Here is a 13815-nt window from a genome sequence, read left to right as displayed (position 1 = left end):
TATGTGGATTCCTGCCCCTCACCGAGATCGCGACCGCGCTCGTCAATCGCACGGTGACATGGAGTTTCGGCGCAATCACGTTGCCGGGTCTCGAACTGACTGCCGGCGTGCCGTCGTCGTTGCGTACGCTGGTTGCCGTGCCGACGCTTCTGACGAGCGTTGCCGATCTGCGCGAGCAGGTCGAACGTCTTGAGGTGCATCACCTCGCGGGAGCCGGCGGTGACCTGTCCTTCGCGTTGCTGGTGGACGGACTCGATGCGGATGAGGAAGTGCTGGCTGGAGACGCGCATCTGCTCACTGTGGCCGCCGATGCTATCGAAGCGCTGAACAGCCGTTACGAGCCAGGCCCGAGCGGCAGCCGCTTCCTGCTGCTACACCGTCGCCGCGTGTTCAACGCGAGCGAGAACAAATGGATGGGCTGGGAACGCAAGCGCGGCAAGCTGCACGAACTCAACCGCCTGCTGCGCGGGGCGACGGATACGACCTTCGTGCCGATCGCAGGCCGTGCGCCGCAGGTGCCGTCCGACGTGCGTTACGTCATCACGCTCGACGCTGATACGCGTTTGCCACGCGACGCCGCGCTGCGGCTCATCGGCAAGATGGCGCATCCGCTGAACCGGCCCACATTCAGCGACGCCGAACAACGCGTCGTCAACGGCTACGCGATTCTGCAGCCGCGAGTCACACCGTCGCTACCCGTCGGGCAGGAAGGGTCGCTGCATCAGCGGGTCTTTTCCGGCCCCGGTGGGATGGACCCGTACGCGGCGGCCGTGTCCGATGTCTATCAGGACCTGTTCGGCGAAGGGTCGTACACCGGCAAGGGTATCTATGACGTCGATGCATTTGAAGCGGCTTTGCACGGACGCGTGCCGGAAAACGCGTTGCTCAGTCACGATCTGTTCGAAGGGATTTTTGCTCGCGCCGGGCTGGCGTCGGATGTCGAGGTGGTCGAGGAAGTGCCATCCCGTTACGACGTGATTGGCAAGCGGCAGCATCGCTGGACGCGTGGCGACTGGCAATTGCTGCCGTGGATCGTCGGTCATCGTGGACGAGACCGGCACGCGATGCCGTCGATCGGCCGCTTCAAGATGCTCGACAATTTGCGCCGTTCGCTGTTCGCGCCTTTCATGGTTGCCGCGCTCGGCCTCTGCTGGCTCATGCCGGTCCGCGCCGGGATTGCAGGCGCGCTGCTGATGCTAGGCGCGCTCGCGGTTCCCGCTTTCCTGCCGACGCTGTTCGCGATCCTGCCGCGCCGCAGCGGCATTCATCTGCGCAATCATCTGGACGTGCTGGCCGCCGACGTGCGGCTCGCCGCCTTGCAAACCGTTCTGTCGGCCGCGTTCCTCGCTGACCAGGCGTGGCGCATGGGCGATGCAATCGTCCGGACGCTGATACGGCTGTTCGTGACGCATCGCCGGCTGCTCGAATGGACGACCGCAGCGCAGTCGAAGGGCAGCCCGCGCCTCGATCTACGCGGCTCCTATCGGCAGATGACCGGCGGTGTCGCGCTCGGCCTCGTGCTGCCGGCGGGTGCGATCGCGTACGCACCGTCTCACTGGCCGCTCGTGCTGCCGTTTGCGTTGTTATGGCTCGCCGCGCCGGCGCTCGCGCTGTGGTCGAGCCGTTCGCCGACCGTCGCGCGGCGTTTCGCGATGGCGGACCCGGACGCGCGCAGCCTTCGTCTCATTGCGCGACGCACGTGGCGTTTCTTCGAGACCTTCGTTACACCGGCAGAAAACATGCTGCCGCCCGACAATTTCCAGGAAGACCCGAAGCCTGTCGTCGCACACCGCACCTCGCCGACCAACCTCGGGCTCTATCTGCTGTCAGCGGTTGCCGCACGCGATTTTGGCTGGACGGGGACGACGGAAACCGTCGAACGGCTCGAAGCGGCGTTTGCGTCGATGCACAAGCTCACGCGTTTCAAGGGGCATTTCTATAACTGGTACGGGACGCTCGATCTCCAGGTGCTGGCGCCGGCGTATGTTTCGTCGGTCGATAGCGGCAATCTGGCCGGTCATCTGATCGTCCTTGCCAACGCGTGCGAAGAGTGGCCGCATGAATTGCTCGCGCCGGCGGCGCGGCCCGGAATGGTGGACAACCTGCAACTCGCGCGCGAAGCCATCGACACGCTGCCCGCCGCGGGCGGTGAACGTGGCAAGCAACTGGTTGCGATCCTCGAAGAGATCAGCACGCAATTGCACGGCCCGCAGACGCTCGAAGCGCTGTCCCCGTCGCTGACGCGGCTGACCGAAAAGGCCGCGAAGGCAACGCGTGAACTCGCACCCGCCGGCGGCGACGACAGTTCTGCGGACCTGATGTTCTGGATCGACGCGTTGAGCAAAAGCGTGGTCGAACATGCCCGCGACCGGCAACAACTCGCCGAGGCACCGGATCTTCTGCAGGCACGCCTGAAGTCGCTCGCCGATACGTCGCGAGCGATGGCGCTCGAGATGGACTTCGCGTTCCTGCTCGACCCGGAACGCAAGCTGCTGTCAATCGGCTATTCGCAATCCGACAATAGCCTCGACCTGAACTGCTACGACCTGCTGGCGTCCGAAGCGCGCCTCGCGAGCCTTTTCGCCATCGCGAAAGGTGACGTGACGACGCGCCACTGGTTCCGTCTCGGTCGCGCCGCGACGCCGGTCGGCAACGGCTCGGCGTTGATCTCGTGGTCGGGGTCGATGTTCGAATACCTCATGCCCTCGCTGGTGATGCGTGCGCCGGTCGGCAGCCTGCTCGAGCAGACGAGCCGTCTGGTGGTGGAACGGCAAGCCGCGTATGGGCATTCGCTTGGCATTCCGTGGGGCATTTCGGAATCGGCGTACAACGCTCGCGACATCGAATTTACCTACCAGTATTCGAATTTCGGCGTGCCGGGTCTCGGCCTCAAGCGCGGGCTTTCAGAGAACCGTGTGATCGCGCCGTATGCGACGGGGCTAGCTGCGATGGTCGACCCACAGGCCGCCCGGGAGAACTACGCAGAACTCGCCGCGCTGGGTGCGCTGGGTCGTTACGGTTTCTACGAAGCGCTCGATTTCACCCGCTCGCGGCTGCCGGACAACGAGGATGTGGCGATCGTGCGCAATTTCATGGCGCATCACCAGGGCATGACGATCGTGTCGATCGCGAACACGTTACTCGACGCGCAGATGCGTGCACGTTTCCACCGCGAGCCCATGATCCAGGCGAGCGAACTGTTGCTGCAGGAACGCATGCCGCGCAATGTCGCCGTTGCGCATCCGCGTGCCGAAGAGGTGAGCACGTCAGCAGCCGTTGCCGGCATCGTGCCACCGACCGTACGGCGCCTCGCAGCGTCGGCTATGGCCGGCGCCGCGCCGGTGACACACCTGCTGTCGAATGGACGCTACGCGGTCATGCTGACTGCAACCGGCGCCGGTTACAGCCGTTGGCGCGACATGGCCGTGACGCGCTGGCGCGAAGACGCAACCCGCGACGACTGGGGCTCCTTCATCTTCCTGCGCGATACGCAGAGCGGTCACGTGTGGTCGGCAGCCGAACAGCCGTCCGGCAGCGAAGCCGAGTACGAAGAGGTGGTGTTCGGTGAGGACCATGCGGAATTCATCCGTCGCGACGGCTCGTTGACCACGACAATGGACGTGCTGGTTTCCGGTGAAGCAGACGGCGAAGTGCGCCGCGTATCGTTGGCAAACAGCGGACGCCGCGCGCGCGCGATCGAACTGACTTCTTACGCCGAAATCGTGCTCGCGACACCTGCCGCCGACAACGCGCATCCGGCCTTCTCGCGGATGTTTGTCCAGACCGAGCACCTCGCGGAATTCGGCGCGCTGGTGGCTACGCGCCGTCCGCGTTCGCACGAGGAAAAGCAGGTGTGGGCTGCGCATTTCGCGGTTGTCGACGGCGAGATCGTCGCCGATCCGCAATACGAATCGGACCGCGCGCGCTTTCTGGAGCGCGGGCGCAACGCCGGCACGGCGGCGGCGGTCTTCGGCGATCTGCCGCTGACTAACACGACCGGGACCGTACTCGATCCGGTCTTTGCGCTCAGGTATCGCGTGCTGGTGCCGCCGGGCAAGGTCGCACGCGTGACGTTCTGGACGGTGGTGGCCGAGTCGCGCGCGCTGTTGCTCGATCTGGTCGACAAACACCATGACCGCAACGCGTTCGATCGCGCCAAAACGCTAGCCTGGACGCAGGCCCAGGTGCAGTTGCGCCATCTCGACGTCGAAGCCGAAGAGGCGGCGGATTTTCAGCGCCTCGCCGCGCCCGTCATCTATGCCGATGCGCGTTTCAGGGCGCCGTCGGACACGATCATTCGCGGGGCCGGCGCGCAGTCGGGACTCTGGCCGCACGCGATTTCCGGCGACCTGCCGATCGTGCTGCTGCGCATCGACGACGTCGAAGACATCGCGCAAGTCCGGCAGTTATTAAGGGCACACGAGTACTGGCGGATGAAGCGGCTGGGCGTCGATCTCGTCATCATCAACGAACGGGCTTCGTCGTATATCCAGGAATTGCAGGGTGCGATCGAAACAGCCGTGCGCAGCAGTCAGACGCGGCCCCGTTTCGGCGAAGAACTCGCGCAAGGGGCAGTCTTTACGCTGCGCGCCGATTTGATGAGCGTGGAGACGCGTGCGCTGCTGCAATCGGTTGCGCGTGTCGCGTTGATCGCGCGTCGCGGTTCAATCGCCGACCAGCTCGCCCGGTTGCCGCAGTCGCAGGATCAACCGTCGGCGCTGCGGCGGCAGAAGCCGCCGATGTCGTCGCCGTGGCCCGCAGCGTCTCATCTGCCGCGCGCGCTTTCTTCGGTTCCGTCGAGGCTCGAGTTTTTCAACGGTCTGGGCGGTTTCGACAAAGACGGGCTGGAATACGTGACCGTTCTCGCGGCGGGTGCGACGACGCCCGCGCCGTGGATCAACGTGATCGCGAACCCCGGTTTCGGTTTTCAGGTCGCGGCCGAAGGCAACGGCTACACGTGGGCCGAAAACAGCCGCGAGAATCAACTCACGCCGTGGTCGAACGATCCGGTGGAAGACCCAACGGGTGAAGCCATCTATGTGCGCGACGAAGTCAGTGGCGAGGTGTGGGGCGCCACCGCGCTGCCGATCCGCGATGGCGGGACGTATATCGCGCGTCACGGGCATGGCTACAGCCGCTTCGAACACGAGGCGAATGGCATCGCGCTCGACTTGCTGCAATACGTGCCGCTCGCCGATCCACTGAAGATCTCCCGGCTGACGTTGCGCAATCTGTCCGGTATGCCGCGCCGTCTGTCCGTGACGGCGTGGATGGAATGGGTGCTCGGCACATCGCGTGGCGCATCGGGACCCTTCATCGTGACGGAAATCGACGCCGTTACCGGCGCGATGCTGGCGCGCAATCCGTGGAGCATGGGGTTTGCCGGGCGCGTGGCGTTCGCCGACCTGAACGGCCTGCAGACTGCGTGGACGGCGGATCGCACCGAATTTCTCGGCCGCAACGGCCGCACTGCGGCACCCGCCGCGCTGACCGGCAACGCGCCGCTGTCTGGCGCAACCGGTGCGGGCCTCGATCCATGCGCGGCGTTGCAGCGCGTGATTGAGCTGGGTGTGGACGAGGTCGTCGAAGTGGTGTGGTTCGTCGGGCAATGCGTTGGCGTCGAAGAGGCGCGGGCGTTGATCGAGCGCTATCGCAAGGCCGATCTCGACGCGGTCCTCGCCGAAGTGACGAGCCATTGGCAGAACGTGCTCGGTACCGTCCAGGTGAAGACCCCAGACCGCGCGATGGACCTGATGCTAAACGGCTGGCTGCTGTATCAGACTCTGGCGTGCCGTATCTGGGCGCGCTCGGCGTTCTATCAGGCGAGCGGTGCATACGGGTTCCGCGACCAGTTGCAGGACGGTATGGCGCTTACTCATGCGCAGCCGGACGAGACGCGGCGGCATTTGCTGCGCACCGCGGCGCGGCAGTTCGTCGAAGGCGATTTCCAGCACTGGTGGTTGCCCCAGTCGGGGCAGGGCGTGCGCACGCGGATTTCCGATGACCGCGTGTGGCTCGCGTTCGCGACAGCGACGTACATCGGCTGCGCTGGCGACGTCGCGATTCTCGACGAGATCGTGCCGTTCCTCGATGGACCACCATTGCGGCCCGGCGAGCACGATGCGTTTTTCCAGCCGATGGTCGCGGATGAATCAGCGTCACTGTTCGAACATTGCGCGCGCGGCCTGGATCAATGCGTCGAACTGACCGGCGAGCATGGCTTGCCGCTGATCGGCACGGGTGACTGGAACGACGGGATGAACCGCGTCGGCGCGGACGGCAAAGGAGAAAGCGTTTGGCTCGGCTGGCTGCTATTGCGGACGATTGAACTGTTTGCTCCCCTGGCTGAATCGCGCGATGCGGTTTCGGTCGGACGCGTTGCGCGCTGGCGCGCTCATGCGGTTTCGGTACGCGAGGCGCTGGAGCGTGAGGCATGGGACGGCGAATGGTATCGCCGCGCGACCTTTGACGACGGCAAGTGGCTGGGTTCGAAAGACAGTGACGAATGTCAGATCGATTCGATCGCACAATCGTGGGCGGTGCTGTCAGGCGCGGCAGATCCGGCACGCGCGGCGCTGGCGATGACATCGCTGGAGAAGCACCTTATCCGCCGCGACGACGGGCTTGCCTTGCTGTTCACGCCGCCGTTCGATAAAACGTCGCACGATCCCGGCTATATCAAGGGCTATCCGCCGGGGCTGCGTGAAAACGGCGGGCAGTATAGCCACGCGGCCATGTGGGCGATCCTCGCGTTCACAAAAATGGGCGATGGCAACAAGGCCGCCGCGCTGTTTTCACTGCTTAATCCGGTCAACCACGCGCGCACACCGATGGAAGTCGATCGCTACAAGGTCGAGCCTTATGTCGTGGCCGCCGATGTCTATTCCGTGGCGCCGCATGTCGGGCGAGGTGGCTGGACCTGGTACACGGGATCCGCTGGATGGATGTACCGGGCGGGTGTCGAGGGTATTCTCGGGATTTGTCGGGAAGGCGATTTCCTGGTGGTCGATCCTTGTATTCCGGACACGTGGCCGGGGTTTGAAGCAACCGTGACGATACGTTCGACGCGGTATGAGATCCACGTCGAATCCGCTGGCGAGTACGGTGCGATGCTCGACGGCACGCGTGTCGAATGGGGTGAGGCAGGGGTGCGCGTGCCGCTTGATGCTGGATCGCACAAGCTCGTGATTTCGCTTCGCCCCGGCGTTACCCGTACCGATCGGGTAGCGACGCACCCCGTCTCGCAACCGGCGCAGTTTTCGGCTCAGAATAGTCGCAACTGACATAGTCCGTGCCTGAAGGGCCGGTGTCCGGGCGTGGCCGACATTCGACCTTCCAGTTCTTCGTCGTGCCCGGCCGCCGCCGCCCTGGCGAATTCACCGCGTGTCGAATCGCACGGATGTATTCGCGCAGGGCACCCACTCAGTGCCCGAACGACTCCGCTTTCGCCCCAGCCGCCGTTGCCACATGCGGCCGTGCCGCCTGCTTGATCAGCAAGGCCACACACGCAACCAGACCCGCCACCGCGACCATCGCGAAGATGCCGCCAAACGTGAAATGGCGGCGCGTCAATTCGGCCACGAGGAACGAACCGGCGATCCCGCCGAAGCGCCCGATACCCAGCATCCACGCCACGCCCGTGCCGCGTCCTTCAGTGGGGTAAAACGCCGCGGCCAGCGCGGGCATCGACGATTGCGCGGTATTCATCAGCACGCCCGCCACGAACACGATGAACACCAGCGCGCCGACATTGCCGACTGCCTGGCCGATGAAGTACACGCTCACCGCGGTCAGCGCATAGCAGGCCGCAATGATGCGGTTCGCGTTGAAGCGGTCCATCAGCACGCCGCACATCACGGCGCCCACGCCGCCGAGCGGGAACAGCGCGGAAATCAGCGTCGCGCGTTGCGGCGTGAGTCCGGCGTCCTTCAGCAGAATCGGCATCCAGTTGATCGACGCGTAGAAGATCACGAGGCCCATGAAGTAGGCAATCCACAGCATCACCGAGCCGATGATGTACGAACGCGACAACACCACGCTCATGCCCTTGCCGCCGGTTTGCGGCGCCGATTCGGTCATGATGAAGCTGCCGCCCTGTGCTGCTTCGCTCGAAATGCGCGCCAGCGCTGCACGGATCCGTTCCACCGGCTGGCTGTTGGCCACCATGTAGCGGACCGATTCCGGCATCTTCAGCACGAGGACGATCAGCAGCAACAGCGGCGTGATGCCGCCGAGCAGCAGCACGCTGCGCCAGCCGAAGTGCGGAATCATCCACGCGGCGAGAAAGCCGCCGAAGGCCGCGCCCAGCGGAAAGCCGCAGAACATCAGATTGATCACGGTCGCGCGGCGGCGATCCGGGCAGTACTCGCCCATCATCGTCACGGCATTCGGCATGGCCGCACCGAGGCCGACGCCGGTGACGAAGCGCAAGAGTGTCAGGTGTTCGATGCTGTTCGAGAACGCCGAGGCAAGGCAGGCTACGCCGAACAGCAGCACCGAGCCGAGCAGCATGGAGCGCCGCCCGAGGCGGTCAGAGAGAGGTCCCGAGCCGAGCGCACCGCAGGCGAGGCCGAACAGCGCCGCGCTGAGCACCGGCGCGAGCGCCGGTCTCGTGATACCCCATTCGGAGATCAACGAAGGCGCAATGAAACCGATCGCAGCGGTGTCAAAACCGTCCAGCAGGACGATGATGAAACACATGAAAAAGATGAGCCACTGGAACGGCGAGAAGGGATGTTCGTTGATAAACGTTTGAACGTTCACAGCGGTGCTGCGGCTCATGATGGTCTCCTGATTGCGAAAAAAGGCTCGTCGTAACGAGCCTTCCTTTCTTCTACGATCGTACGCCGTTTAGAAGCGGTGCACGATGCCTACGCCGGCAGCGAACTGGCTACGCGACGACGACGGCGCGCTCTGGAAGCCATCGCCAAGGCTTGCTGTGGCCGTGATGATGTGGCCCGAACCCGCCGTGCCGAGCGTGTTGCCATTGGTGCGCTGGAACGCCTGCAACGCATAGAGGCCGGTGCGCTTCGACAATGCATAGTACTCGGACAGGTTGACCTGCTGGTACTGCGCCGAACTCGTGATGCCGTTCGCCTTCGTTGCGCGCGTGTAACTGTAGCCCGTTGCGAAGTCCCACGCGATCGTCGGCTTCCAGTGCAGCACGACGCCGGCGGTGTTGAAGATCGCCGTATCGCGGAAGCTCGAGCCTACACCCGGAATGTACTGCACGTTCGAGTACGCAGCGGACACGTCCCAGCCGTTACCGAAGTTGTAGCCGCCGGTGACCGCGAAGCGCTGTTGCGCCTGTGCCGTCTGATAGCCGTTGGTCACTGCCGACACGCCCGGTTGCGCGCCGTTGTTCGACACGGTCGAATCCGCGCCGTACGCGCCGCCGCCCAGCGTCGAATTGTTGATACGCATGAAGCCGACTGCCACGCCGACCGGACCATTGAGGTACTGGATCGCGCCGCTCCACGTCGAGCCGCGGTTCAGGCTGCCCGGCACACCGCCGACCGCATACGAACCGCTGAACGTGAAGCCGTACAGTTTCGGCGACGTATAGACCAGCGAATTGTTCGCGCGGTAGATCGTGTCGAGTGCGTCGACGTCGCCCGGATGCGCGCCGTAGTAGCCGGTGAGCCACGTTGTCGGGCTATATGGCGACAGCAGCGTGTAATACGCCGTGTATTGACGGCCGGCCTGCAACGTACCGTAGGTCGGGTTCGTCACGCCGACCCATGCCTGGCGGCCGAACAGCGCATTCGTGTACTGCTGCGCGCCAGTAGTGGAATTGAAACCCGACTCCAGCTGGAAGATGGCCTTGGTGCCACCGCCGAGATCTTCCGCACCCTTCAGGCCGAAGCGGCTGCCGGCCCACACGCCGTTGATCATCTTGACGGCCGATTTGCCGCCGGACGTCGAGCCGAGCGAAGTCTGGCTGCTTTGATAGCCGATACCCGTATCCACGATGCCGTACAGCGTGACGCTGCTTTGCGCGAAGGCAGGCACGCTGGCGAGAGCGGTGACCGCGCAGGCGATCCGGGTCAATGTGATGGTGCGATTCATGAAGTGCTCTCCAATTCGACCTGTGAGGACGTTTTGCGACCCGGTCGGAGATAATTTTTTATCGGTGGTTTTGTTCGCATAAAGAACCGTGATTCTTTATGCGAACAGCCGGGACTGTAAGCAGTTTGATATTCACGAGCAACGCGGGATAACCCGACTATGTTGCAGGCGCGCATCAGTGCAGGTATGAACTGCCGCAGCGACGGCATCACGAGCATGCAGTTGTCGTAAGGCGTGACCACTGCTTCGCCGTTCGACCAGCCGATAACCGCGCCCGCATCCGCAAAGATTTCCAGGCCGGTATGGGCGCCGCGAAACGAAAATCCATGCTGGTTGCAACCACCGGCTGCGTCACGCGGACGATGTGCTGAACGGGCGGCAATTGCGCCAGCCAACCTTCCGGCAGATCGGCTTCCTCGACCACGCCGGCCAGCAGCAGAAAGCGCGCGGTCGTGTCGCGCGCCACGGTAACTGCGCTGCGCTCCCAGTGCTGGCCGCATTCGATCAGCAACGCGTTTTTCGTGCTATCGGCGTCGCCGAAGCCTTCGTAATCTCGCATGCGGCGGCCTTCGGGATGGCCCTCGTCGCAGATCACCGTGGCGGGTGTGCCGAGACGCACGGCAAGGTCGATACCTTTCTGCAACGGTCCCACCACGATCAGCGGCTTGCTCTTTTCATGCATCGAATGCAGATCGAGCAGCGCGTCGACCGTATCGACGCTCGCGCAACTCGCCACGCTGTCCGCGCTTAGCGTGTCGCGCTTCGCGACGGTGTTTCGTCAGCAGTACGGTTCATCGCCGTATCGTTATCTGTGCGGGCTGCGGATTCAGCGGGCGCAAACCTTGTTGCTCGAAGGTGTGCCGGGATCGGTCGTCGCGACCGAGGTGGGGTTCTTCGATCAGAGCCACTTCGGCCGGCATTTCAAACGATGCTGCGGAATGACGCCCAGCATGTTCATCGAGCGCGCCGGAGCGAAGGCGGCGAAGCGTGGCGGCGCGGTTCAGGCTACTGCGCCGCGTTCAGCTTCCGCCATAAGGTCGTCTTGCTGATGCCGAGCGCCTGGCACACTGCATCGCGATCGCCGTCACATGCGGCAAGCGCGGCACGGATTTCGTCTGCTTCCACGTGACGGCTGCGTTCGCGTAACGTTAGCGCCACTTTTTTCGTGCGTGCGTGGGGCTGCTCGAAAATTTCAGGAGCAACGGTGCGCAGTGCGTCGCGCGTAAAGGCGGTTTCTGCTGAGCCGTCTTCCGTGTTCGTGTCTATATCCGCGTCTGCCAGCTCAACCGCAATCCGTTCGATTACGTTCTGCAATTCACGTACGTTGCCTGGCCACGTGTAACGTTTTAGCGGCTCACTGAGCGTAGCGAGGACGCGCCTGGCCGCATTTGCATCGGGCAGGCGAGCCGCCAGTCTCGGCTCACGCAATGCGGCCTGCAGCAGCAGTTCGACAGCGAGCGGCAGCAGATCGGTTGGCCGCTCGCGCAGCGGCGGCAGGGCGATGCTCAGAATGTTGAGCCGGTAGTACAGGTCCGCGCGGAAGCTGCCCGCCTCGATGCCTTCGGTCAACGCACGATGCGTCGCCGCGACGACCCGGATGTCCACGCGCGTCGGCTCCGTTGAACCGAGCCGCACGACTTCACGCTCCTGCAGTACGCGCAATAAGCGGCTTTGCAATGACAAGGGCATCTCGGCGATTTCGTCGAGAAACAGCGTGCCGCGGTGCGCCACTTCAATCAGCCCCGCTTTGCCGCCTTTGCGTGCGCCGGTGAACGCACCTTCCTCATAACCGAACAACTCGCTTTCCAGCAACGCCTCAGGAAACGCGCCGCAATTGATGGCGACGAAGGCGAAGTCACGCCGTGCGCTCAGCTGATGCATGCTCTGCGCGACCATTTCCTTTCCGGTGCCGCTTTCGCCGAGAATCAGTACGGTGGCATCCGATTTGGCGTAGCGCTGCACGAGCGTGCGGACCCGTTCGATCGAATCGGCCGCACCGACGATATCGTCGAGCCGGTAACGCGCGCTGAATTGCTGCACGCGCTGCCGCGAGCGCAACGTGCGGTCGAGCCGTTCGACTGCACGCGATTCCTGAAACGTCAGGACGGTGCCCGCCGCCGAGGTGCTGCTCGCGAGCGGCCCGCGATGCACGACGTAGCTCACGCCCCGCACCGTGCAGAACGTGTCGCCGTCCGAGTCCGGCAAGCTGCCCGCGAGATCAGGCGCGAGGTCGAGCAGCGCGCGGCCCACTGCGTTTGCCGCGTCGATGCCGAGCACAGTGGCGAGGCGCTGGTTCATCGCTTCGACGCGCCCTTGCGCATCGAGCGCCACCACGCCGTCGCGCAGATGCTGCAGCAGATTGTCGAGCCGCTGACGGCGAACCGTTTCGCGGCGGGTGGCCTGCGCGACTTCGAGTGCGGTATCGAACGCGGCGCGTACCGATGCGCGTGAATAGAGAAACACCGCGCCCATGCCGGCATTCGCTGCAAGATCGGTGACAAGCCCCGGGCCGACCACGACGTCGATGCCCCGATCGCGCAGATCGAGCACGACGCTCTCCGCATCCTGGGCTGACTGATACGACGCGAGCGTTACGTCGATGCCGTACGCGGCGGTGAAGCGGCGCACTTCGTCGGGCGTGTCGCCGTGCGTGACGAGCGCGACCTTCGCGCCGTCGCGCCGTGCTCGTGCGAGTGCGTGCATGACGTCGAAACCGGTCGGGTTGATCAGCACGACCGGAACGCCGACGCGTGTTTTCAGATACGCGCCGTTGGAGCCGCCGGCAATGACGACATCCGGGCGTCCCGCGCCGACCACGTCGAGCTCGTGCACGGCGTCCTCGAAGCCATGCGCGACGATGCGCAGATCGGCGCGTTCGACGTACTCGCCGGCAATGTCGAAGAACAGATCGCGCAGGCGGCTGATGCTGACAGCCCAGATACGAGGGCGTTGCGCGGGATCGAAGGGGGGCGTGCTCACGGCGGGCGGCTCGTTGTCAGAGGAAAAGGACGGCAAGGATCAGAAGTCCGGCCATTATGCGCCCGTCTTTTTCGAATTTGAAATTCATGATTTCACTTATGAAATCACGGGGCGCTGTGGTCCGGAGTCGATTTTTTGTTAAATCAGGCACTTAGCGGTTCGTATTTCACATGGCCCATTCTTTGCGTTACTACCCTCCGTTTTCACCGGTCACCGCATTGAAACCCTGAAAGACAAGCTCGGCGCGCTGATTGCCGCACGAACGCAACCCCCGCAGTTGGAGACGAAATTATGAGTGAAGCCGATAACAGCACGCCGAACGCAGGCGCCTTCAAGCCGAAGAAATCCGTGGCCCTGTCCGGCGTGACGGCCGGCAACACCGCGCTGTGCACGGTCGGCAAGACTGGCAACGATCTGCACTACCGCGGCTACGACATTCTCGACATCGCCAGCGCATGCGAATTCGAGGAAATCGCGTATCTGCTGGTCCACGAGAAGCTGCCGACCCAGGCTGAACTGACCGCCTACAAGACGAAGCTCAAGGCGCTGCGCGGCCTGCCCGCCAACGTCAAGGCCGCGCTGGAATGGATTCCGGCCGCCGCGCATCCGATGGACGTGATGCGCACAGGCGTCTCGGTGCTCGGCACCGTGCTGCCGGAGAAAGACGACCACGACCTGCCCGGCGCACGCGACATCGCCGACAGGCTGATGGCCTCGCTCGGTTCGATGCTGCTGTACTGGTACCACTACTCGCACAACGGCAAGCGC

At 64.0% G+C, this 13815-nt stretch carries 6 protein-coding genes and 1 pseudogene; 3 read left to right on the top strand and 4 right to left on the bottom strand.

Annotated elements, in window-relative coordinates:
• A partial coding sequence (locus VFE81_RS01580) for a GH36-type glycosyl hydrolase domain-containing protein (RefSeq protein WP_325042914.1) occupies positions 1 to 7283 on the top strand: 7283 nt, incomplete at its 5' end.
• 139 nt (positions 7284 to 7422) lie between these two features.
• On the opposite strand, the gene VFE81_RS01575 is transcribed toward VFE81_RS01580, so the two are convergent.
• The 3 genes and pseudogenes from VFE81_RS01575 to VFE81_RS01565 form a co-directional block, all read right to left on the bottom strand.
• A complete protein-coding gene (locus VFE81_RS01575) occupies positions 7423 to 8781 on the bottom strand; it encodes an MFS transporter (protein ID WP_325042913.1) in 1359 nt (452 codons plus the stop codon).
• A 69-nt stretch (positions 8782 to 8850) separates the two neighbouring features.
• Positions 8851 to 10068 carry a porin gene (locus tag VFE81_RS01570; RefSeq protein WP_325042912.1) on the bottom strand — a complete coding sequence of 406 codons (1218 nt, stop codon included), beginning with the start codon at positions 10066 to 10068 and terminating at the stop codon, positions 8851 to 8853.
• A 176-nt stretch (positions 10069 to 10244) separates the two neighbouring features.
• Positions 10245 to 10786 (bottom strand): annotated as a pseudogene (locus VFE81_RS01565) (succinylglutamate desuccinylase); the annotation flags it as partial.
• Here VFE81_RS01565 and VFE81_RS01560 point away from each other — a divergent pair.
• On the top strand, positions 10725 to 11117 hold the full coding sequence (locus VFE81_RS01560; RefSeq protein WP_325042915.1) for an AraC family transcriptional regulator: 393 nt from the start codon (positions 10725 to 10727) through the stop codon (positions 11115 to 11117). The pseudogene VFE81_RS01565 and the gene VFE81_RS01560 overlap by 62 nt on opposite strands.
• Here the strand turns inward: VFE81_RS01560 and prpR are convergent.
• Entirely contained in the window at positions 11074 to 13047 is a 1974-nt protein-coding gene (gene prpR, locus VFE81_RS01555; protein ID WP_325042911.1) for a propionate catabolism operon regulatory protein PrpR, read from the bottom strand. The two genes, VFE81_RS01560 and prpR, sit on opposite strands and share 44 nt — an antisense overlap.
• Positions 13048 to 13338: 291 nt before the next feature.
• On the opposite strand from prpR, the gene VFE81_RS01550 reads away from it, so the two are divergent.
• Positions 13339 to 13815 (top strand): citrate/2-methylcitrate synthase (locus tag VFE81_RS01550; protein WP_325042910.1); only part of this gene is annotated, 477 nt, incomplete at its 3' end.

The sequence above is a fragment of the Paraburkholderia sp. genome, assembly GCF_035656215.1.
Classification (GTDB): domain Bacteria; phylum Pseudomonadota; class Gammaproteobacteria; order Burkholderiales; family Burkholderiaceae; genus Paraburkholderia.
The sequence above is the reverse complement of the archived record's forward strand: the minus strand, read 5'-3'. Positions and strand labels throughout refer to the sequence as shown.